Here is a 22,103-nt window from a genome sequence, read left to right as displayed (position 1 = left end):
GCGTACAGATCTCCCAGGGTAATTCGCGCGACCTTCCTGCTTATGCCTGTCGGATCTACGTCGCAGCGTTCCGTGCAAGTATCGGGCTTTGGCGATTATGGCCACCTCACCCCGCTGCGCCGCCTCATCCGCTTCCTGTTCGTCAGGCCAGCATTTTGCCTCGGGCTTCCTTCAGATTCGCAGTCGCCCGCGACACCCTTGCCTTCAGCTAACACTTCCCCTTGCCGGGTGTGTAGAGGACTTTCACCTCCAAGTCGCCAGGCTCACCACCACAGTGAACCCGACAGCGCCAGTCACGGCGCTACGCGCCATGCCTGGCGCACCATAAAAAAACCGGCCCTTTCGGGCCGGCCTTTTATGCAGCTTTACTCAGGTTTAGCGAACGCCCGCCTGGCGCAAGGCCGCTGGGGTGTAATCGCTTTCCTTAGCCGGATAGTCGAACTCGTAAGCGCTCTTCTCTTCGTTCTTCATGCCCAGCGCCAGGTAACGACCGGACAGCAAGTCATACAGAGTCTCTACGCTGTACCACGGCACTTTCTTGTCGTAGTAGTACTGAGCATGGGCCTCAGCCACACGCCACAAAGTACCGCGACCGTCGTAGTGGTCAATTACAGCTGCTTGCCAGGTATCTTCGTCGAGATAGAAGTCACGCTTGGCATAGATGTGGCGCTCGCCCGACTTCAGGGTGGCAGTGACATTCCAGACGCGGTGAAGCTCGTAACGGGTCAGGTCCTGGTTGATATGACCAGCTTTGATGATCTCGTCATATTTCAGCTTCGGTGAGTCCAAACGGTAGCTGTTGTAAGCAATGTAGATGTCTTTCTTACCGTTGAGCTTCCACTCGTAACGGTCAGGGGCGCCGTTGTACATGTCGAAGTTGTCGGAGGTACGTAGGCCATCGGCAGCTGTACCTGGACCGTCATACGACACCTGTGGCGCACGACGCACACGACGCTGGCCAGCGTTGTACAACCACGCCAAACGCGGCTCTTTCACCTGGTTGAGCGTTTCGTGTACCAGCAACACGTTACCGGCCAGACGCGAAGGTGCCGTTACGCGTTGCTTGAAGTAGAACAGCACGTTGCTTGGCTTACTGGTGTCGGCATCTTTCAGCGCACCCCGGAAGGTGAACTCATCCTGGAAGTAAACCAGGCTGTAGGAGCCATTGGCTTGCGGAGTCGCCTGAGTCACCAGACGCTTCACGCTGCCGCCACGGTAGCGGGTGATGTGGTTCCAGATGGCTTCCAAACCGTCTTTCGGGATTGGGAAAGGAATGGCCTGATCGAAATTCTCAAGACCGTTACCGCCCTCAACCATCTTGGTATTCACAGCGTTTTTCTTCACTGCATCCAAGACAACATCCGGCATGGTGGCTGAACGATGAGTCGCGAAAACCGGCATTCTGTAGCTTTCCGGATAACGCTTGAACATCGCCAACTGGCCTGGGGTCAGCTTGTCTTTGTACTGATCCACGTTTTGCGCAGTAATGGTGAACAGCGGTTGCTCATTAGGGAACGGGTCCGCGAGAAAACCACCAGAATCAACAGCACCTGCGTTAGTAGGCAAACCACCCGTCCAGGCCGGGATCGAACCATCCGCATTGCCAGCCATTTCCGCACCAACAGGCGTCAGCGTAGTTCCCAGCTTGGCCGCTTCATCTGGCGATACTGCTGCCATCACACTGCTAGCCAGCAGCGTGAGTGTCAACGCGCCGGTTTTCAGCAGACTTTTTGTTGTTTTCATAGTCATAGTCGTCCTCAAAATCTCGTCCGCTTAGAAGTTCATACCAAAGCTGAGTGCTACGAAGTCGCGATCATCAACAGTCGAATACTTACCATCAAAGAAGTTGGTGTAAGAAAGGCTGGCGGTGTATGTATTTTGGTACTCAGCATCTAAGCCAAGGCTGACCGCTTTACGGCCTTCTTCAAAGTTACCACCTGGGCCAGGCGAGTAACCGTCAACGTCATGTGACCAGGCTACACTCGGCTTCAGGTTGATACCGGCGAACACATCCGGGTATTCCCAGATAGCACGTGCGCGGTAACCCCATGAGTCGGCCGTAGTAAACCCATCTTTGTCACAGGATTTACCCAGCAAACTGCCATTACTTTTCCCACCAGCAGTGCTGACGTTTACCGGACCACACATTGCACCAGCAGTGCCGAAAATCGGATCGCGGCCATAGCGAATATCATCGCTGCTTTCCAAGCCACCGACGTGAGTCCAGCCTACTTCACCCACCAAGGTTAGGCGGGATGCGCCCATAACTTGATCAAAAAAGTGAGTGAACGTGGTTTGCAACTGAGTGATTTCTTTGCGCTTATAACCGTGTAGTAACCCTTCCGAATCAGGACCTAGAGGCGACACTGCGTCATAAGGACTTAATGATCCTACTGGGTTCCCAGCATTCAAAATGCCAACATTTATTCCACGAAGACCCGCATACAAAATATCCGTGGAATTTAACTGCACAGGAGCATTCGGACGATAGCTAAGCTCTCCACTCCAAGCTGTACCAGTGGGCAAAGTGGTTGAAAAGCTTAAACCGTACAGTTTGATATCTTCAGGGTACTCAATGAAGTAGCCACCATTCGCAGCCATGGTAACCGCACCGATATTTGCAGCTGCAGGCACAGCTGCAGCATTGAAATTACCACTGGGGTTTGCTGCACCAGTAACGAGTGTATTTATTGCACGTGTAGCTCCAGCACTCGGCGATGCACCACTAAAAATCGGGGCACGGCTATGATAATTCATTGCATAGGCGCCAAACTCAGTATCGAGTGGCTCAAACATATAGCGGAAAGCCAACCCCCACTGACCGCTATCACGAGCGTCCACATCTCCACGGCGCGGAACGATTAGCCCCTCGCTGGTTGATGAAACCATTGCTGCATTGGTCCCAAGCGCTGTATTAAGAGCTTTCAAGTTCCCATTAATTGATGCCAATTGTGCCGGACTTAAAGAAGCCAGAACATTCAGATTCTGATCACAACCATCAGCAACGATATCCGCCTGAGCAAAGAACGTGCCGCAGTTGTCTGTTACCGTCTGGTCCCACTCAAGCTGGTAGAACGCCTCCATAGAGAGGTTTTCAGTCAGGCTTTGGGCAACATAGAACATATTAACTGGAATCAAGCCTTCCTTAATTTCCGCGCCAGGACGACGAAACGCTGACACATCAACCGGGTTGATTGAGTTAATACCGTTCTGGATAAAGGTACTCTCACCCCAACTAACAACTTGCTTGCCTAAGCGCACGGAACCCGGCTGATCAGCGATGGAGTAGTTGTGATAAACGAACGCATCGAGAATTTGGGCGCCAGAAGACTTCTGACCCTCTTTACGATTGTTGTCACTGATGTCTTTAAATTCGCGACCTTCATCTTTTAATTCAAAGTCATACCAATATTTGCCGCGAACAAATACACCGGTATCACCGTATTTCAACTCAAGGTCATGGATACCCTTGAAGATTTTGGAGAAAGTCTCTCCACGCTTGAAGTTCAGGTGACCGTCATCTGAGGTTTGCGACAGACCGCGACCACCGTTGTTAACACCGATCAGGTCTTTATCCGCTTTTTGCGTAGACCAGCTGGCGCCAACGGACATCGAGGAGTCGATTTGACCTTCGATCTCACCAATATTGAAGGTAACGCCGAATGCAGGGGCGGCGAGGGTGGATGCGAGGCTGACGGCCAGTGGCAGTCTTGCCAGGCGCCAGGTTTGTTTTGTTTTTGTCATCGACGCTACTCCATGTGTTTTTTTGTTATGGATGGTGCGGACTATAGCCAGCGGGTACTGCTGCTTGATCCCTCGAAAGGGTGATTTTTAGCTCCCAGGCACTCTGGCTCGCTGGTTTCAGCGTGCTCGCCACGACCGGCAGAGCCAAGAATGGTTTGAAGGGAGCAATTAACAAGCCAAACGCTTGTTTGACTGCTCAGTCACTAAAATCAATCTCGCCTGCAGTCACCCGTACAGCGCACAACGCCACACAAGCAACTCTAAAAACTGTCTCAAGAACCAACTTAAGCGCTTGATTTGCATGATCTAAATGACACTTAAAAGCAACCGTGCAACGGACGCCGCCCAAGGCTGCGCCCGCTACAAAAATGCTTAAACAGTGGAGAGAAATGGACTACCGGCGGCCTGCCACTGAACGATATCCAGACGAATACGTTTCTTGTCGAGCTTGCCTACACTGGTCTTGGGAACTTCGGTAACAAGAGCAATCTGCGACGGTATCGCCCACTTGTTGATGCTGCCTTGATCAACAAACGGCTTGAGGTGGTCCTTCAGCCCCTTGGCATCCAGGCTCTGCCCTTCACGCAACACCAGCAGCGCAAACGGCCGCTCGCCCCACTGCGGATCGACCACACCCACCACAGCCACTTCTCGCACCGCGGGGTGACGGCTGATCAAGTCTTCCAATGCCAGGGAGGAAATCCACTCGCCACCGGTCTTGATCACGTCCTTGATGCGGTCGCGGATATCGATAAAGCCGAAATCGTCGATGGTAGCCACGTCACCGGTGTGCAGCCAGCCGTGCTCCCACAGCTCAGCGCCCTTCTCCGGCTCGCGGAAGTACCCCTGAGTCAGCCACGGGGCACGCAGCACCAGCTCGCCCTGGCTCTCACCGTCGGCCGGTAACAGGGTGCCATCGGCGGACATAATGGCGGCTTCTACCAGCGGTACTGGTACGCCGGCTTTGATTCGGTAAGTGGTGCGTTCGTCCTCGCTGCCGGCCATCAACTCATCATTGATATGTGCGCAGGAAATCAGCGGGCAGGTTTCGGACATGCCATAAGCAGCCGTCAGCTGAATGCCGCGCGCCTTGGCCGCGTCGTAAAGCGAGCGGTTGAGAGCGCTGCCGCCGATGATCATTTTCAATCCGCCGAAATCATAATCCTGAGCGATCGGGGCGTTCATCACCATTTGCAGAATGGTCGGCACACAGTGAGAAAAGGTGACCTTTTCCTGCTTGATCAGCTGGCACAGCATGTCCGGCTCATAACGACCGGGATAGACCTGTTTAACCCCCAGCATGGTGGCGACATAAGGGATGCCCCAGGCGTGCACGTGGAACATCGGGGTAATCGGCATGTACACATCGTTAGTACCCAGCAGGCGAATGCTGTCCAGGCTGCCCAGCACACTGGCCTCTGCCAGGGTATGCAATACAAGCTGACGGTGACTGAAGTACACGCCTTTGGGGTTACCGGTGGTACCGGTGGTGTAAAAGGTGGTGGCGATTGAGTTTTCGTCGAAGTCTTGAAAGTCGTAGCGGGGGCTGGCCGCGGCGAGCAGGTTTTCGTATTCACCCACAAGGCCGCCCAAGTCTGCGGTCTTGTCCGCTGCGTCGGTGAGCAGAATGGTTTTCTGCACCGTGGTCAGCTGACTTTCAATACCTTTATAGAGCGGTACGAACTCGCTGTTAACCAGCACGAACTTATCCTCGGCATGATTCATGGTGTACAAGATCTGATCAGCCGAGAGGCGGATGTTGATGGTATGCAGCACCGCACCGATCATCGGAATGGCAAACATGCACTCCAGGTAGCGGTGGCTGTCCCAGTCCATCACCGCCACGGTATCACCGGCCTTGACCCCCGCTTCAGTCAGCACGTTGGCCAGTCGGGCAATCCGCTCATTGAGGGTGGCGTAGCTGTAGCGCATCTGGTCGCGGTAAACGATTTCACGACTTTTCTCATAACGGATGCCGGACAACAGCAGGCGCTTGATCAACAAAGGAGCTTGATGAGCATTCGCGGCGGCGGGAATCAAACGGGTCTGCAGCATGGCGGTACCTTAATTCACGAGTTTTATCAGTGAGGCCAATTTAGAGCCCTCGGCGGTCGCCCAAATCAGCCCAAAGAATGATTTTCCGCATGACTCTTTGGGCATTTTTAGTCACGCAGTAGAATCAATGGCTCGTCATTGCGTTCATTTACCTCATATAGGGAGTTTTCCGATGTCCGATATTGTCATCGTCAGCGGCGCACGTACGCCGATGGGTGGTTTTCAAGGCAGCCTGTCGAGCGTTGCGGCGGTAGACCTAGGCGCAGCGGCTATTCGCGCGGCCGTTGAGCGCGCGGGCATTGCCCCGACCGACGTGCAGGAAGTGATCATGGGCTGCGTGCTACCTGCCGGTCTGAAGCAAGGCCCGGCGCGCCAGGCGTCCTTAAATGCCGGCCTACCGGCCGCCACGGGCTGCACCACCATCAATAAACTCTGTGGTTCGGGCATGAAGGCGGTGATGCAGGCCTTTGATTCGCTCAAGGCTGGGAGCAATGAGGTGATGATCGCCGGCGGCATGGAAAGCATGTCCAACGCGCCCTACATCATGACCAAAGCCCGCGCGGGCCTGCGCATGGGGCATGGCGAGATCAAAGACCACATGTTCCTCGACGGACTAGAAGATGCTCGCACGGGCCGCCTGATGGGCTCCTTCGCTCAGGAAACCGCCGACCAGTACGGCATCACCCGCGAGGAAATGGATGCCTACGCCATTGAATCGCTGAAACGCGCCCAGACCGCCATCGCCAGCGGCGCGCTGAAGGCGGAAATCGTCCCGATCACCGTCAGCGGCCGCAAGGGTGATGTACTGGTCAAAGACGATGAGCAACCATTGAACGCTAATTTGGAGAAGATCCCCGGCCTCAAGCCAGCCTTCCGCAAGGACGGCACAATCACCGCTGCCAATGCCAGCTCGATCTCCGACGGCGCCTCCGCCCTGCTGCTGATGACTGCCGACGAAGCCGCCAAACGTGGCCTCAAGCCGTTGGCGAAAATCGTCGCGCACGCGACCCAGAGCCAGGACCCGAGCGAGTTCACCATCGCGCCGATTGGCTCGATCACGACCCTGCTGAAGAAAACCGGCTGGAACAAGGCCGAGGTCGACCTGTTCGAAATCAACGAAGCCTTTGCCATGGTCACCATGCTGGCCATACGTGAACACGGCCTGGATCACGCCAAGGTCAACATCTACGGCGGCGCCTGCGCCCAGGGTCACCCAGTCGGCTCCACCGGTTCGCGGATCATCCTGACCCTGATCAATGCGCTGAAAAACACCGGCGGCAAGCGCGGCATCGCCTCGCTGTGCATCGGCGGTGGTGAAGCGACGGCCGTGGCAGTCGAGCTGATTTAAGGCAATACAGCCTGCAACAGAGTGGCGCGCGCCCTTGCGTGCGCCGCCGCTCTGGGCAGCAGCCCGACTCAGCGACGACGATTTAACAGTTTGAACATCAGCTGATCCAAAATGCCCCACACTTTCTGCTGCATGCGGATGTACCAGGGCCTGGCCAACCAGGCTTTGCCATCAATCAACTGGCTGTCGGCAAAGTCTCGCTCAAAGCACGCCGCCACGCTGGCGGTAAACGAGGGATCCAGCGCCTCAAGGTTGGCATCCAGGTTAAACCGCAGGTTCCAGTGGTCGAAATTGCACGAGCCAATGCTCACCCAGTCGTCCACCAGCACCATCTTCAGGTGCAGAAAGCGCGGCTGGTATTCGAATATCTGCACACCGGCCTTGAGCAAACTGGCGTAATAGCGCTGCCCAGCAAAACGGATAGGCGGATGGTCCGTATTGTTACCGGCCAACAGCAGGCGCACATCAACACCACGCGCAGCCGCTTGGCGCAGCACCCGGCGCACCCGCCAAGTCGGTAAGAAATAAGGCGTGGCCAGCCAGATGCGCCGCTTGGAACTGCGCAACATACGCACCAGCGAAAACAGAATGTCGCGATGCTGCACCGCGTCAGCAAACGCGACACGGCCCAAGCCATCGCCCACAGCGGGTATTGCCAATAAGGTTTTCACGCGCAGTGGCAAACGCGGTCGCCAGACGATCCAGCTTTGGTCCACCTGCCACTGGCGCTCAAACAGCTGCAACCAGTCGGCCACCAGAGGACCGCTGATTTCCACCATCACCTCATGCCAGCGGCTCTCAGCCTCGCCAGGCTGCCAGAAGGCATCGGTGGCGCCAGTGCCGCCGACAAAAGCGAACTGCTCATCAACCACCAACACTTTGCGGTGGTCACGGTGAAAGTTACGCACGCCATGTCGCCAGCGTACCGGGTTGTACCACCGCACCCGGATACCCGCGGCCTCCAGGCGCTGACGGTCCGCCAGCAGCAAGCCTTGCGCACCATAGCCATCGAACAGGCAACGCACCGCGACGCCGCGCTCCGCGGCAGCACACAGGGCATCCAGTAACGCCGTGGCGCAGGCGCCACTTTCCAGCAGATACAGCTCCAACTCAACATGCCGCTGAGCCGCATTAATACGCTTGAGCATTTGCGCAAAAAAACACGGCCCATCGACCAGCAAGCTCACCGCATTGCCGCGCCGCCAAGGGAATACGCTATAGGCCATGGGGCTCCACACAACACTGGGTTTCAGGCATGACAGGTCACGGACAGCAACGAAGAGGCCACCATAGCCGCCCTGCCCGGCAATGCAAGCCCGCGCAATGGCGTCGGCTTCAAGGCGTAGGCAGCGCAGCTGGCTCGGGCAGCAGCTGGCAACCCTGGCGTGGGCTCAGCCACTGCGCACTGTGCGTACGGCCCAGGCCGCGAGCCGTAACGCGCTTATGCGCTGCATCGTCCCAAAAACCTGAAAGCGGCACGTACTGCGCCACGTATGCCTCGCAATAATCCGCCGGATTGTTGGCCACGTAGCGGCATGAGCAATACTCCTTGGCAGAGTACGCGCCGATGATGTCGGGGAAGGCTTGCAGATGGGTGCGGTTTTGCCAGATCAAGGCGGCGAGCAACAACACAATCAGCAACAACACTCTACTGAACGGGCGGCGACGGATCATGGCTGCACCTCAGTGGCCATGGCCGCGAGTACCAGCTTGAGGAAGTGATTGCGATCAAAGCTGGCATCACGATCATCGGCGTAACGCACGATCACCAGCTTCTCGTCAGGCAGCACATACAAACCCTGCCCCCAATGGCCTGAGGCGACCAACATGTTGCTCGGTGCATCCGGCCAAGGTTTACCCGCGCCAGCTACCGCCACGTTAAGCCACCACTGCCCGCCGGGCACCGCCTCACCAGGCTTCTCGGCCTGCGGCTGGTAGTTGGCAAACGGCGTGCGGTTGAATTCAACCCAGGCCTTGGGCAGCAACTGCTGCTCGCCCCAGCGGCCATCGCGCTGCATCAGCAGGCCAACGCGGGCCAAGTCACGGGCACTCATGTAGGCGTAAGACGAGCCGACAAAGGTGCCCGCCGCATCGCGTTCCCACACCGCTGTCTTGATACCCAGCGGGTCAAACAGCGCGGTCCAGGGGTAATCGGCATAGGCCTCGGCGCCGACCATATTCTTCAGTGCCGCAGCCAGTACGTTACTGTCGCCACTGGAATAGCGAAAGCGCTGACCCGGTTCGGCGTCGGCGTTGTGTGCGGCCGTGAAAGCCGCCATATCGCTGCGACCACGGGTGTAGAGCATCGCCACCACTGAGGATTTCAGCGGTGCGTATTCATAGTCTTCCTGCCAGTTCAGGCCCGATGCCCAGTTGAGCAGGTGCCCGATTTTTACCTGCGGGTGCGCGGCAAATGGCGGGTAGTAATCGGCCGCTGGGGCATCCAGGCGGAAATGCCCTTCACCGTAGGCCACTCCCATGGTGGTCGCCAACAGGCTCTTGGCCATCGACCACGTTAGGTGCGCGGTGTCAGCAGTGGTGGGCGCGGCATAACGTTCGTACACCACTTGGCCATCACGGATCACCAGCAAGGCATCGGTGCGCACGCCTTGGCGGGTGGCGTCATCGCGGGTTGGGAAGGCGTAACGTTCAAGCTCACTGAGCGCGGTACTGGGCGGCGTCAGTTGGCTGGCCCAGTCGTCACCTGGCCAGTTTTCGGCCTGCGCTGTCGCGCCACCCAGGCCGAAGACACACGCCAGTAGCAGCCGCCGTGCAAGAAACAGAGTGAAGGACATGGCGCCGCCTCTACAAGGATCGAAGGCGGCACCCTAGCATGGCGTCGATGACGACAAAAAGCGTCGAACGCGCCTGTTTATCCGGCGATTCGGCGCGAAACGTCAATGCACTTAGCCGCCGATCACTTGGGTAGGCGGTAGTCCTCGGGGCCCATCAGGTCCATGCCGCACTCGAGGTTTTCGATCCAGTAGAGAAAGGCATTGATCATTTCCGCGCCGATAAACGGCCGCCCGTGTTGCGGCACGATCATCGCCACATCCATCTCGCGCACCATGGCCGCCCAGAGTCGGCAAACCTTGTTGCCAGCCATATAGCGCCGATGAAAACCGAGCATGTTCGGCACATGGTTGACGAAGTCCGTCACCGGGTGCGCGTCATCCACCAGGGAGGCGCCCATATCGCCAGAGAACAGGATTTTGCTTACCGGGTCATACAGCTGGAAGTTACCCACCGAGTGCAGGAAGTGCGCCGGCACTGCTTTGAGTTTGCATTTGCCGAGGGCAAACGACTGACCGCGATCCGGCAGTGCGATGATCCGGTCAAAGGTGTTGATGCCACGGCTGAGTGCCAGATAGTTGGCCGTCAGGTGCGGCAGAAAGCGCGCCCACAGCTTGGAGCAAATCACCTGCGCGCGGGTGTGCAGCAGCCACTTGTCCAGCGAAGCGATGATGTCCGGGTCCTGGTGCGAAGCGAAGATGTAGGTCAGGTCCTGCACCGGGATGTGCTTGGACAGCTCCATCGACAGCGGCGTGTAGGTCAAGTCGCCGCCCGGATCGAGCAGCAGGTATTGCTCGTTGTCGGTGATCAGAAACTGGTTGGACTGCACGCCCTCACCGCTGACCAGGTCATCGAACATCATGCACTGATGCTCGCCGTTATCGAACAGCACTATAGGCTCGCGTCGCATGGCTGGCTCTCTCCCGAAAGGCGGCGAGCTTAATGCTGAAGCGAGCCGGCCTTACTGATCTGGATCAAGCCAACATTGCATGCGTTCGTTAGGACTCATAAACCGCTGATCTCTATTTCGTCGTGGCTGGATAGCGCGCTATCCAGCCATTCGTTCGCAACGGTGGATGAAGAGAGCGCCATCCACCCTACGTCTGCGTAGACGCTAGCGGATACATCCCAGGCATTGCATTACAGCGTTGTACCAAGCACTGCCAAAGCCTTCTCCAACCGCTTGCGCCGCGCACTGTTGGCAATCGACAGCAGGCCCTTGTCGCGTTGCCACAACTGCGCCCAGTGCCCATCGCCGGCGGCAAAGGCGGCATCCAGCTCGCCACCCAAGCTGTCGAACTGGGCAAACAAACCGGCCAGCAGCAGATGGCTGTCAGCCGCGCTCGGGCATTGCCGCGCCACTTCTGCACAACCGGCCAACAGGCCAAGCAGGCGTAGCTGCAAGGCTTGCGGCCAGCTTGATTCCTGGCCCACGGCAAACAGCCAGGCCGTCAGCGCCGCCAGCACGTGGGTGTCTTCCAAGGTACGGAAGGGTTTCACGTAGTCATCCCAACCATCACCGGGCAGGCGTTCGCAGTGCGCCTCGTGCACATGCAGACGGCCATGGCTGATATCCGGCATCAGCGGTAACGCCGGCAATGTCTCGACATGCACGCCCGGCGCGCCGTTGCGCACCACACCCAGCGCCAGCCTTACCGGCTGGCCGGGTTCATCCTCACGCGCGGCCACAAGCAGCCAGTCGGCGGCTTCAGCAGCGGTGACGAAATCCTTGCGCCCGGTGAGCGTCAGTGCGCTGATCCGCGTGCTTATGTCCGCCGGCCGGGTGCTGCGGTTTTCAGTCACGCACAACGCGCCCAACGTCCAGGGCGCCGCTGGCCAGAGTGCGCGTAACGCGCCTTGGTAACCGGCAAGAAACGCCAACCCCGGTGTTGCCGCCAAGCGCCCGCCGAGCACCGCCAGCTGCAACGGCGTCGGGTTAGCGCTGCGTTCTAGCAGGCTGGCGTACCACGCCTCCAGGCCGGCGACGGGCAGACGCGCCTGCGGGCTCAACAATTGTTGCCAGTGCATGCATTGCTCCTTGTTGGCGTTATCTGTCACACAAGCATCACCAAAGCTTAACGGTGATGACACCACCGCTACCTAGCCTGAGCTTGCCCAACAAGATCGACCGGCCGCAAGACAAAAAACCGGCTTACGGAGACTCAGGCATGACTCAGATGGCAATCACCCGCGACCGCACTACTCCAGCACGGCGCCTGCAGGCCGAGCGTTTACTCGGTGCTGCCGCGTTACGCGAAGCCCAGGCCTTGCGCTTTCGCGTATTCAGCGCCGAGTTCGACGCCAAGCTCAAGGGTGCCGAGCAGGGTCTGGACATGGATGACTATGACATTCACTGCCAGCACATCGGCGTGCGTGACATGAACAGCGGCCAACTGGTGGCTACCACGCGCCTGCTCGATCATCAGGCCGCAGCCAGCCTGGGGCGCTTCTACAGCGAAGAAGAATTCAGCCTGCATGGCCTCGTGCACCTCGAAGGGCCCGTGCTGGAAATCGGCCGCACCTGCGTCGATCCCGCCTACCGCAACGGCGCGACCATTGCCGTGCTCTGGGGCGAACTGGCCGAAGTGCTCAACGAAGGCGGCTACCGCTACCTGATGGGCTGCGCCAGCATCTCCATGCAAGACGGCGGCATCCAAGCCCAGGCCATCATGCAGCGCTTACGAGAGCGCTACCTGTGCACCGAACACCTGCGCGCCGAACCGAAGAACCCGCTGCCGGCGCTGGATGTGCCGAGCAACGTGATCACCGAAATGCCGCCGCTGCTCAAAGCCTATATGCGCCTGGGTGCGAAGATCTGCGGCGAGCCGTGCTGGGACCAGGACTTCCAGGTCGCAGATGTGTTTATCCTGCTCAAGCGTGATGAGCTGTGTCCGCGCTATGCCAAACACTTTAAGGCGGCGGTATAAGCGCCCGTCGAGCACAGTTGCGCAACTCGCCGGCACGCTGTAGACAGTGCCGGCGTTTGTGTCTTGGCAGCGAGAAAGCCTGATGAAGAAATTGCGTTTATACCTGCGTTTAGCGCGCCTATTGGCGGTGATCAGCCTCGGCACCCTGTTGGCGGCGGGCATCACCTTGCTAGAGCGCCTGGTACGCCATGACCTGATGCCAACCCGCCAGCGCCTGACTCGCTGGTTTCTCGCACGCCTGGCGGCGGCGCTGCCGTTTCGTCTGCAGGTGCAGGGTGAGCTACCGCAACAGCCGATGCTGTGGGTCAGCAATCACGTGTCCTGGACCGATATCCCGCTGCTCGGCATGCTCACTCCGCTGTCGTTTCTGTCCAAGGCCGAGGTGCGCAGTTGGCCCGTCGCAGGCTGGCTGGCACTCAAGGCAGGCACCCTGTTTATCCGCCGCGGATCGGCGGATAGCGGCCTGCTTAATCAGCAACTCGGCAAACACTTGCAGCAAGGGCGCAACCTGCTGATCTTCCCCGAAGGCACCACCACCGATGGCCTCGACCTGCGCACCTTTCACGGCCGCCTGCTGAGCAGCGCCATCGACAGCGGCGTCGCGGTGCAACCGGTGGCCATCCGTTACCTGCGCGGAGGCCAGCCGTGCAGCGTGGCGCCGTTTATTGGTGATGACGATATGCTCTCGCACCTGCTGCGCTTGCTCGGCAGCGACCTGGCCGAGGTGCAGATACAGCTGCTCACGCCGATTGCCAGCGCCGAACTAAGTCGCAATGCCCTGGCGCGCGCCGCGCAGCAATCAATCCGGCAGGCACTGTTTGGTGCAGCCGAGGCTGAGCGACCAGCCACCGTTCAAGACCAGGCCGCTTAATCCGCCAGCTCTCGCTCACGGGCAACAAAGGCCTGTAGCTCGGGATAAAACTGCTGAAAATCCGCCAGCAGCGGCTGATAAAGCTGCTGTAACTCAACCAGGCCGCCTATCAGCAACCCCGGCCGCGACAGGCGCCGGTCGATGCCCGCGACCACCTGCGCCAACACGGCAAATTCGCGGTAACTGCCCAACCAGTCCTGCGCCGCCATGCGTGGCGCAATCAGCGCCAGGCGTTCGGGCAAACGCGGCTCGCTATTGAGTACCTGATAAACCCGCCCGGTGAAGATCGGCAAGGGCTCGGCGGCGTAGTCGGCCCAGTTCAACGCCAGGCAGTGATCGAAAAACACGTCCAGCAGAATCCCGGCATAACGCCGCCGCTCGGCAGGGAAACGCGCCCGCGCCTGCAGCTGCAGCGGATGGCTGTCGGTAAAAACATCAATGCACCGGTGCAGACGAATCGCCGCTTCGATATCCGCCGGCCACTGCCCGGCCAGCGGCCCTTTGACGAAATCGCCATACAGGCTACCCAGCAGCTGAGCCGGCGCGTCGCCGCCGAGGTGTAAATGCGCGAGGTAATTCATGCCTGTCAGCTTACACATCAGCAGCCGTGATGATGACTATCGTCACGAACGATCTGTATATCGTCAGCGACCGATATAAGGTTCGCCCCATCGCGATATGGCGTGACAGCACACAGGGGATACCCCGCATGCAACTCGACATCGATGAAGTGATCAAGGCCCTGGCCCACCCGGTACGGCGCGACATCCTGCACTGGCTGAAAGACCCGCAGGCCTATTTCGCCGACCAAGACCACCCGCTGGAAATTGGCGTCTGCGCCGGCAAGATCGACCAACGCACCGGGCTGTCGCAGTCGACCGTCTCCGCGCACCTGGCGACCTTGCAACGCGCCGGTTTGATCAACAGTAGGAAGGTCGGCCAGTGGAATTTCTTCAAACGCAATGAAGAGACCATCCAGGCGTTCCTCAAGCACATCGGCCAAGCGCTTTAACCCGAATTTTTCATCCACCTTTTTTCAGGAGCTGACGGCATGCCTGCAGCGCTTATCGTCCTCGCTTTATCCGCGTTTGCCATCGGCACCACGGAATTCGTCATCATGGGTCTGCTGCCGGAAGTGGCAGGCGACCTCGGTGTATCGATCCCCGGTGCCGGTTGGCTGGTCACCGGTTACGCGCTCGGCGTGGCCATCGGCGCGCCTTTTATGGCGCTGGTCACCTCCAGCTGGCCGCGCAAAGCCGCGCTGCTGACGCTGATGAGCATCTTTATCGGCGGCAATCTGTTCTGTGCCCTGGCCAGCGACTATCAAATGCTGATGCTCGCGCGGGTGATCACCGCCCTCTGCCATGGCGCGTTCTTTGGTATCGGCTCGGTGGTGGCCGCCAGCCTGGTGCCGGCTAACCGCCGCGCCTCGGCCGTAGCGCTGATGTTCACCGGCCTGACCCTGGCCAATGTGCTGGGCGTACCGCTGGGCACCGCCTTGGGCCAATACGCCGGCTGGCGCTCGACCTTTTGGGCGGTCACGCTGATCGGTGTAATCGCACTGATCGGTTTGTGGCGCGTACTGCCGAATAAAACCGATGAGGTTAAGGCCGATTTTGCCAGCGAGATGCGCGCCCTGCGCGGGGCTGGGTTGTGGCTGGCCCTGAGCACCACGGTGATGTTCTCCGCGTCGATGTTCGCCCTGTTCACCTACATCGCGCCGCTGCTGGGCGATGTCACTGGCGTTTCACCCAACGGCGTGACGTGGACCCTGTTGCTTATCGGCCTGGGCCTGACCCTGGGCAACGTGCTCGGCGGCCGCCTGGCTGACCGCAATTTGAAAGCCACTCTGCTCGGCGTATTCGTCGCCATGGCCGTGGTCTCGACCCTGTTTAGCTGGACCAGCCAGGCGCTGATCCCGGCCGAAGTCACCCTGTTCCTCTGGGCCATCGCCGCCTTTGCCGCCGTACCTGCCTTGCAGGTCAATGTGGTGGCTTTCGGCAGCGGCGCACCGAACCTGGTGTCGACCCTGAATATTGGCGCTTTCAACCTCGGCAATGCCCTCGGCGCCTGGGTGGGCGGCCTGGTGATTGCCGAAGGTTTTGGCCTCACCCGCGTCCCCCTGGCAGCAGCAGCCCTGGCCGTACTGGCACTGCTCGCCACCCTGCTGACCTTCAGCACCCGTACCCCTGCACCTGAACTTGCACTCAACGAATAACCTGAGAGGACCGTCCCATGACTACGCTTTTCGACCCGATCAAAATCGGTGAGCTTGAATTGAACAACCGCATCATCATGGCCCCGCTGACCCGCTGCCGCGCCGACGAGGGCCGCGTACCCAACGCCTTGATGGCCGAGTACTACGTACAGCGCGCCTCAGCCGGCTTGATTATCAGCGAAGCCACCGCCGTAACGCCGATGGGCGTTGGCTACCCCGACACCCCCGGCATCTGGTCGGATGAGCAGGTACGTGGCTGGAGCAATATCACCAAAGCCGTGCATGCCGCCGGCAGCAAAATCGTCCTGCAGCTGTGGCACGTCGGCCGCATTTCCGATCCGATTTACCTGAATGGTCAGCTGCCGGTCGCACCAAGCGCCATCCAGCCAGCCGGGCACGTCAGCCTGGTGCGCCCAATGAAGGACTACGTCACCCCGCGCGCCCTGGAAACCGAAGAAATCGCCGACATTGTCGACGCTTATCGCCTGGGCGCAGAAAACGCCAAAGCCGCAGGGTTTGATGGCGTGGAAATCCACGGCGCTAACGGTTACCTGCTCGACCAGTTCCTGCAGAGCAGCACCAACCAGCGCACTGACCGCTACGGCGGCAGCCTGGAAAACCGCGCGCGCCTGCTGCTGGAAGTCACCGATGCCGCGATTGAAGTCTGGGGCGCAGGTCGCGTGGGCGTACACCTGGCACCGCGCGCCGACAGCCATGACATGGGCGACGCTAACCGCGCCGAGACCTTCACCTACGTCGCGCGCGAACTGGGCAAACGCGGCATCGCTTTTATCTGCGCCCGTGAGAAAGAAGCCGACGACAGCCTGTCGCCAAGCCTGAAGGAAGCCTTCGGCGGCGTGTTTATCGTCAACGAACGCTTCACCAAGGATCAGGCCAACGCCTGGCTGCAAAGTGGCAAAGCCGATGCCGTGGCCTTCGGCATTCCGTTTATCGCCAACCCAGACCTGCCAGCCCGCCTGGCGCAAGACGCCGAACTGAACACCCCGCACCCAGAAACCTTCTATGGCAAAGGCCCAGTCGGCTACCTCGACTACCCGACGCTGTAAACCAAGTGGCTAGCCGCCTCAAGCCTAGAATCGAATAGGTTCCAGGCCTGAAAACGCCCGGTGCATTGCATCGGGCGTTTTCAAATGCGCCATGCTCCGCCGTCATCTACACGAAAAACTTGCTGCGCAAAGCCCCCTATTGCGGGTCAGTTCGACACTGACTGGCGCTACGACGTGGTGATCAGTGACATCAAGACGTTTGCCAGCTTAGTTGCTCGCTTGCATCCGCTCATGACCCGAACCAAATGTGTGCAAACCAGTCACGACCTGCCCCGTTGCAGACCAGCCTGTTCACTTGTCACAAAAATTTGTTTTAAAAAACAGATAAACCCGCACTTTATTGTGCAGATTGCACAACTATCCTTGTCCTTCTCGCCCAGGCATATGCCCCTGCATAAAGTGGCACGTTGCCTGCAATCGCCAGGTTCTTACCCACTCTGGAGAGATGGACATGAGCCAAGCCCCGCAAGACAGCGACTACCCCCTGAGTGAAGTGCCAAGTGGCGCGCGCAAAGGACTGCTATCAACCTCCGTTCTGCTGTTCGGCTTCACCTTCTTTACCGCCACTATGTTTGCCGGCGGCAAGATTGGCATGGCCTTCGACTTCAAGACCCTCATATGGGCCGCTGTGCTCGGTAACTTGCTGCTTGGGCTTTATGCGGCCGCACTGGGCCTGATCGCCTGCCGTAGCGGTCTCAACTCGGTGCTAATGGGACGTTTCTGCTTCGGCGAGATGGGCAGCAAACTGTCAGACTTCCTCCTCGGCTTCACACAAATTGGCTGGTATGCCTGGGGTACTGCGACCATTGCTCTGGTGCTGGTACGTCTACTCGGCCTACCCGAGGGGCTGACTATTCCGCTGATGGTGCTGTTTGGCTTCGGCTTCTGCATCACCGCCTTTATTGGCTACCGTGGTCTTGACCTGCTGTCACGTGTGGCGGTGCCGGCGATGCTGGTTCTGCTGGTTTCATCGCTGTGGATTGCTACGCGTGATGCAGGTGGCTGGACAGCATTGCTGGCCATCGAGCCCAAGGACAGCATGACGCTGAGCATGGCCATCACCCTGGTCTTCGGCACCTTCGTCAGCGGTGCGACCCAGGCCACCAACTGGACCCGCTTCGCCAAAAGCGGCCGCGTGGCGGTGTTTTCCAGCCTGATCGGCTTCTTTATCGGCAACGGTTTGATGATCATCGCCGGCGCTTATGGGGCCATCGTTTACCAGCAACCGGATGTGGTTGAAGTGCTGGTACTGCAAGGCCTATCCATGGCCGCCGTGGTGATGCTGTTCCTTAATCTGTGGACCACCCAAGACAACACCATCTACAACTTCGCAGCTGCCGGCTGCAACATGCTGCGCACCGACCGCCGCAAAACCGTGACTCTGGTCGGCGCCGGCATCGGCACCCTGCTGGCCATCGGCGGCATGTACGAAATGCTGATTCCGTTCCTGATCCTGCTTGGCTCAATCATTCCACCCATTGGCGGGGTCATCATGGCCAACTATTTCTACTGCCATAAACAGCACTATCCGAAGCTGGCCGAGGCGCAATTACCGGCCTTCAACTGGACTGGGCTTGGTGCCTACCTAATCGGTGCAGTGTGCGCGTACCTATCGCCCTGGGTTGCCCCCATCGTTGGCATTCTGGTCGGCGCGCTTGCTCATATCGTGCTGTTTGAAGTGCAACGTGCGCTGAACGGTCAACTACAGGCCAAAGCCAACTCATGAGTCTACGCGTGGCTGACGTGCTCGCCCTCCCTGGTCTGCAAAGCCTGCAGCTACGCGCCGGCGCTGCTGGGCTGGACAACCCGGTACGCTGGCCATACGTGGCCGAGAACGAAGGTATTGCCGATTGGGTAATGGGCGGCGAGCTGATCTTCGTCACGGGCATCAACCACCCGCGTAACGAGGCCAACCTGCTGCAGTTGGTGCGTGAAGGCCACCAGCGAGTGGTCGCCGGCCTGGTCATTCTGACCGGCGAGGAGTTTATCCAGCACATCCCCCGTTCGGTGATAAACGAGGCCGAGCACCTCGGCCTCCCGCTACTGGAGCAGCCCTACCAGTTAAAAATGGTCATCGTCACCCAGGCCATCGGTACGGCACTGGTCGAGGAGCAAGTGCTCGGCCGCTCGCGCCAGCATGTGTTGGAACAGCTATTGGAGGGCGACTATCGCTCGCTGGAGGTGCTGCTGCAGCGCGCCAAAAACCTGCGTCTACCGCTGGCGGTGCCACGCCAGGTGGCGCTGTTCAAGCTCGAAGGTGGCGAGCGTTTATTCAGCACCGAACCGCCAGATCAAGCCGAACGTCAGCTGCAAAGCCACCGCCAGCAACTGCAACGCCAACTGGAACAGAGCCTGAGTGAACTCGGTGATGCCCTGGCACCAATCTGCCAAGGCGAGCACTGGATTGCCCTGCTACCCGCCCGCGACAGCCAACACGAGCAACGCAATCGACGCGCCATGATGAAACTGCTGGAGCAGCTCAATCAGCAACTGGCACCGCTGCGCTTGTTTCTCGGCCTAAGCGACGGTGATCACCGCCCTGAACACTATGCCCACGGCCTGAGTGAAGCGCGCCAAGCCTTGGTCGCGGCGCAATCGTTCCCCGAGCGCCTAGGGCTTTGCAGTTTCAACGAACTGGGCGTGCTTGAATTGCTCGGCGCAATTCGTGACCGCACCCTGCTCGACCGCTTCGTCGAGAACATACTCGGTGCCCTGATCGGCGATGATTCGCGCCACGAACCCGTGCTAATGCCGACCCTGGAGGCGTGGTTCCATGAGAACGGTAACCTGGCCTTGGCCGCCCAGCGTCTGGCCGTACACCGCAACACCCTAGGCCATCGCCTGCAACGTATCGAAGCCCTGACCGGCTGTTCATTCGACGATCCGCATGATCGCCTGAACATCGCCGTAGCCCTGCAAATCTGGCGGCTCTCGCCGCCGCGAAGTACAAGGAATAGTGGATGAATATCGTCAACGCCCGCCTACGCAAGCAACCCGGCCTGTACCGCATCGAACTGGACGGTGAGCGCATTGCCGCGATCATAGAACAGCCGGCCCTCGTTGCTGCCACTGCCAACGAGCTGGACGCCGCCGGCAATCTGGTCACTGCGCCCTTTATCGAGCCGCACATTCACCTCGACGCCACCCTCACCGCCGGCGACCCCGCCTGGAACATGAGCGGCACGCTGTTTGAAGGGATCGAGCGCTGGGGTGAGCGCAAAGCGCTGGTCACCCATGAAGACACCAAGCAGCGGGCGCGCAAAACCATCGACATGCTGGTCGACCATGGCATCCAGCACGTGCGCACCCACGTCGACGTGACCGATCCGACGCTCGCCGCGCTAAAAGCGATGGTCGAGGTACGCGAAGAGGTGCGTCACCTGATCGACCTGCAAATTGTGGCCTTCCCCCAAGAAGGTATCGAGTCGTTCGCCAACGGCCGCGCATTGATGGAGCAGGCGATAGCCCTCGGCGCCGATGTAGTAGGCGGCATTCCACACTTTGAGAACACTCGTGACCAGGGCGTCAGCTCGATCAAATTCCTGATGGACCTGGCCGAACGCACCGGCTGCTTGGTGGATGTTCATTGCGACGAAACCGACGATCCGCACTCGCGGTTTCTCGAAGTGCTGGCCGAGGAAGCGCGCGTGCGCGGCATGGGTGAGCGCGTTACTGCCAGTCACACCACGGCCATGGGCTCTTACGACAACGCTTATTGCTCGAAGCTGTTCCGCCTGCTCAAGCAATCGAAGATCAACTTTATCTCCTGCCCTACCGAGAGCATCCACCTGCAAGGTCGCTTCGACAGCTTCCCCAAGCGCCGCGGCCTGACCCGCGTGGCGGAGCTTGATCGGGCGGGGATGAATGTCTGCCTGGCGCAGGACTCCATCGTCGACCCCTGGTACCCGCTGGGTAACGGCAACATTCTGCGTATTCTCGAAGCCGGCCTGCACATCTGCCACATGCTCGGTTACGACGACCTGCAGCGCTGCCTGGACTTCATCACCGACCACAGTGCGAAAACCCTGAACCTGGGCGAGCGCTATGGATTGGCGGTAGGGCGCCCGGCGAATTTGCTGATTCTGTCCGCGCCTGACGATTATGAAATGCTGCGCAGCCAGGGCCACGCGCTGGTTTCGATCCGTGCCGGCAAGGTGCTGATGCAACGTACACCGGCGCAGATCAGCCGCCTCGGCTAGGCCTTAATCACGCGGGGCTGGCGGGTCAACCCTGACGCTGGCCGACATCCCCGCACTCAGGGGTACATCCTGCGGCAGGCTCTGCAACTCGATACGCACCGGAATCCGTTGGGCCAAACGCACCCAGTTAAAGGTGGGCTCAACGTTGGCCAGCAGCTGCGCATCCACCACCGCGTTACGGTCGGTGATGCCGCGGCTGATGCTTTGCACCTTGCCTTGCAGCGGCTCATTGCTGCTCATCAAGATCACCTCGGCTGCCGCGCCGACCTGAATGCCGGGCAACTTGGTTTCCTCAAAATAGGCCTGCACATAGAAGGAGCCGTCGGCCACCAGCGCCATCACCGCCTGCCCGGCCTGCACATAGTTGCCCTGGGCCAATTGCAAGTTAGTGACCTGACCGTCACGCGGGGCGCGTACTTCGCTGCGCTGCAGATTAAGCACGGCCACCTTCACATCCGCCTCAGCCTGCTGAAGCTCGGCACGGGCGATTTGCGCGGTGATCAGCGCGTTTTCACGCAACTCCGCACTGATGGCCTGCGTGCCTAGACGGGCGCGCCGACTGGCCTCGTGTTGCCGTAGGTTTAGCTGCTGGCGACGGGTCTCGGCCATTGCCCGCGCCTTGTCCAGAGCGGCCTGATAGCGCTCACGGTCAATCGTCATCAGCAAATCACCGGCCTTGACCTGCTGGTTATCCTGCACCTGCAGTTCGACGACCCAGCCGGACACATCCGGGGCAATGGTCACCACATCGGCGCGCACCCGGGCGTCACGGGTCCAGGGTGAAAACATATAGAAGTGCCACAGCCACCAACCGGCCAGCACGGCTACTAAGACGACAACTAGGGTCACGACCACGCGGGGAAGTGCATTCATTTCCAACT

At 59.4% G+C, this 22,103-nt stretch carries 19 protein-coding genes; 9 read left to right on the top strand and 10 right to left on the bottom strand.

All coding sequences use genetic code 11. From position 1 onward, the window contains the following. Nucleotides 1-375: 375 nt before the first annotated feature. The 3 genes from SOP97_RS17470 to SOP97_RS17460 form a co-directional block, all read right to left on the bottom strand. Nucleotides 376-1,743 carry a DUF1329 domain-containing protein gene (locus tag SOP97_RS17470; protein ID WP_274087440.1) on the bottom strand — a complete coding sequence of 456 codons (1,368 nt, stop codon included), beginning with the start codon at nucleotides 1,741-1,743 and terminating at the stop codon, nucleotides 376-378. Between the two features lie 30 nt (nucleotides 1,744-1,773). Next, a complete protein-coding gene (locus tag SOP97_RS17465; RefSeq protein WP_274087441.1) occupies nucleotides 1,774-3,744 on the bottom strand; it encodes a DUF1302 domain-containing protein in 1,971 nt (656 codons plus the stop codon). Between the two features lie 372 nt (nucleotides 3,745-4,116). Beyond that, nucleotides 4,117-5,799 carry a fatty acid--CoA ligase gene (locus tag SOP97_RS17460; RefSeq protein WP_322950309.1) on the bottom strand — a complete coding sequence of 561 codons (1,683 nt, stop codon included), beginning with the start codon at nucleotides 5,797-5,799 and terminating at the stop codon, nucleotides 4,117-4,119. A 172-nt stretch (nucleotides 5,800-5,971) separates the two neighbouring features. Here SOP97_RS17460 and SOP97_RS17455 point away from each other — a divergent pair, with 172 nt between their 5' ends. Continuing rightward, nucleotides 5,972-7,147 carry a thiolase family protein gene (locus SOP97_RS17455; protein WP_322950308.1) on the top strand — a complete coding sequence of 392 codons (1,176 nt, stop codon included), beginning with the start codon at nucleotides 5,972-5,974 and terminating at the stop codon, nucleotides 7,145-7,147. Between the two features lie 68 nt (nucleotides 7,148-7,215). Here SOP97_RS17455 and SOP97_RS17450 read toward each other — a convergent pair whose 3' ends face one another. From SOP97_RS17450 to SOP97_RS17430, 5 genes are all read right to left on the bottom strand, one after another. After that, the gene (locus tag SOP97_RS17450) at nucleotides 7,216-8,373 is read right to left on the bottom strand and encodes a phospholipase D-like domain-containing protein (protein WP_322950307.1); all 1,158 of its coding nucleotides are present in this window, start codon (nucleotides 8,371-8,373) and stop codon (nucleotides 7,216-7,218) included. Nucleotides 8,374-8,482: 109 nt separating this feature from the next. Then, nucleotides 8,483-8,821, bottom strand: coding sequence for an amidase (locus tag SOP97_RS17445; RefSeq protein ID WP_322950306.1), 339 nt, complete (start codon nucleotides 8,819-8,821; stop codon nucleotides 8,483-8,485). Further along, on the bottom strand, nucleotides 8,818-9,942 hold the full coding sequence (locus SOP97_RS17440; RefSeq protein WP_322950305.1) for a serine hydrolase domain-containing protein: 1,125 nt from the start codon (nucleotides 9,940-9,942) through the stop codon (nucleotides 8,818-8,820). The genes SOP97_RS17445 and SOP97_RS17440 overlap by 4 nt, the downstream gene beginning before the upstream one ends. Before the next feature lie 122 nt (nucleotides 9,943-10,064). After that, a complete protein-coding gene (locus tag SOP97_RS17435; protein ID WP_274087447.1) occupies nucleotides 10,065-10,850 on the bottom strand; it encodes an oxygen-binding di-iron domain-containing protein in 786 nt (261 codons plus the stop codon). Between the two features lie 230 nt (nucleotides 10,851-11,080). Further along, nucleotides 11,081-11,968 (bottom strand): acyl-CoA dehydrogenase middle domain-containing protein, encoded by an 888-nt coding sequence (locus tag SOP97_RS17430; protein ID WP_322950304.1) that lies wholly within the window; start codon nucleotides 11,966-11,968, stop codon nucleotides 11,081-11,083. A gap of 140 nt (nucleotides 11,969-12,108) precedes the next feature. Here SOP97_RS17430 and olsB point away from each other — a divergent pair, with 140 nt between their 5' ends. Together olsB and SOP97_RS17420 are read left to right on the top strand one after the other, a co-directional pair. Further along, complete coding sequence (gene olsB / locus SOP97_RS17425; protein WP_322950303.1) at nucleotides 12,109-12,867, top strand: L-ornithine N(alpha)-acyltransferase; 759 nt, start codon at nucleotides 12,109-12,111, stop codon at nucleotides 12,865-12,867. 82 nt (nucleotides 12,868-12,949) lie between these two features. After that, the gene (locus SOP97_RS17420; protein ID WP_322950302.1) at nucleotides 12,950-13,738 is read left to right on the top strand and encodes a lysophospholipid acyltransferase family protein; all 789 of its coding nucleotides are present in this window, start codon (nucleotides 12,950-12,952) and stop codon (nucleotides 13,736-13,738) included. Here SOP97_RS17420 and SOP97_RS17415 read toward each other — a convergent pair. Further along, on the bottom strand, nucleotides 13,735-14,319 hold the full coding sequence (locus SOP97_RS17415) for an acyl carrier protein phosphodiesterase (RefSeq protein ID WP_322950301.1): 585 nt from the start codon (nucleotides 14,317-14,319) through the stop codon (nucleotides 13,735-13,737). The two genes, SOP97_RS17420 and SOP97_RS17415, sit on opposite strands and share 4 nt — an antisense overlap. A gap of 128 nt (nucleotides 14,320-14,447) precedes the next feature. Here SOP97_RS17415 and SOP97_RS17410 point away from each other — a divergent pair, with 128 nt between their 5' ends. From SOP97_RS17410 to codA, 6 genes are all read left to right on the top strand, one after another. Further along, entirely contained in the window at nucleotides 14,448-14,750 is a 303-nt protein-coding gene (locus SOP97_RS17410; protein ID WP_322950300.1) for an ArsR/SmtB family transcription factor, read from the top strand. 39 nt (nucleotides 14,751-14,789) lie between these two features. Continuing rightward, the gene (locus SOP97_RS17405; protein ID WP_322950299.1) at nucleotides 14,790-15,956 is read left to right on the top strand and encodes an MFS transporter; all 1,167 of its coding nucleotides are present in this window, start codon (nucleotides 14,790-14,792) and stop codon (nucleotides 15,954-15,956) included. A 17-nt stretch (nucleotides 15,957-15,973) separates the two neighbouring features. Then, nucleotides 15,974-17,023, top strand: a complete 1,050-nt coding sequence (locus tag SOP97_RS17400) for an alkene reductase (RefSeq protein WP_322950298.1) — start codon at nucleotides 15,974-15,976, stop codon at nucleotides 17,021-17,023. Nucleotides 17,024-17,474: 451 nt separating this feature from the next. Further along, nucleotides 17,475-18,749, top strand: a complete 1,275-nt coding sequence (gene codB / locus SOP97_RS17395; protein ID WP_322950297.1) for a cytosine permease — start codon at nucleotides 17,475-17,477, stop codon at nucleotides 18,747-18,749. Then, entirely contained in the window at nucleotides 18,746-19,987 is a 1,242-nt protein-coding gene (locus SOP97_RS17390; protein WP_322950296.1) for a PucR family transcriptional regulator, read from the top strand. The genes codB and SOP97_RS17390 overlap by 4 nt, the downstream gene beginning before the upstream one ends. After that, on the top strand, nucleotides 19,984-21,222 hold the full coding sequence (gene codA / locus SOP97_RS17385; RefSeq protein WP_322950295.1) for a cytosine deaminase: 1,239 nt from the start codon (nucleotides 19,984-19,986) through the stop codon (nucleotides 21,220-21,222). Before SOP97_RS17390 ends, codA begins: the two co-directional genes overlap by 4 nt. A gap of 3 nt (nucleotides 21,223-21,225) precedes the next feature. Here codA and SOP97_RS17380 read toward each other — a convergent pair whose 3' ends face one another. Next, on the bottom strand, nucleotides 21,226-22,095 hold the full coding sequence (locus tag SOP97_RS17380) for an HlyD family secretion protein (RefSeq protein WP_322950294.1): 870 nt from the start codon (nucleotides 22,093-22,095) through the stop codon (nucleotides 21,226-21,228). Nucleotides 22,096-22,103 lie beyond the last annotated feature (8 nt).

The sequence above is a fragment of the Pseudomonas spirodelae genome (genome assembly GCF_034653255.1).
Lineage (GTDB): Bacteria > Pseudomonadota > Gammaproteobacteria > Pseudomonadales > Pseudomonadaceae > Aquipseudomonas > Aquipseudomonas spirodelae.
Note: the sequence above shows the minus strand (reverse complement) of the source record. Positions and strands in the feature narration are given on the sequence as shown.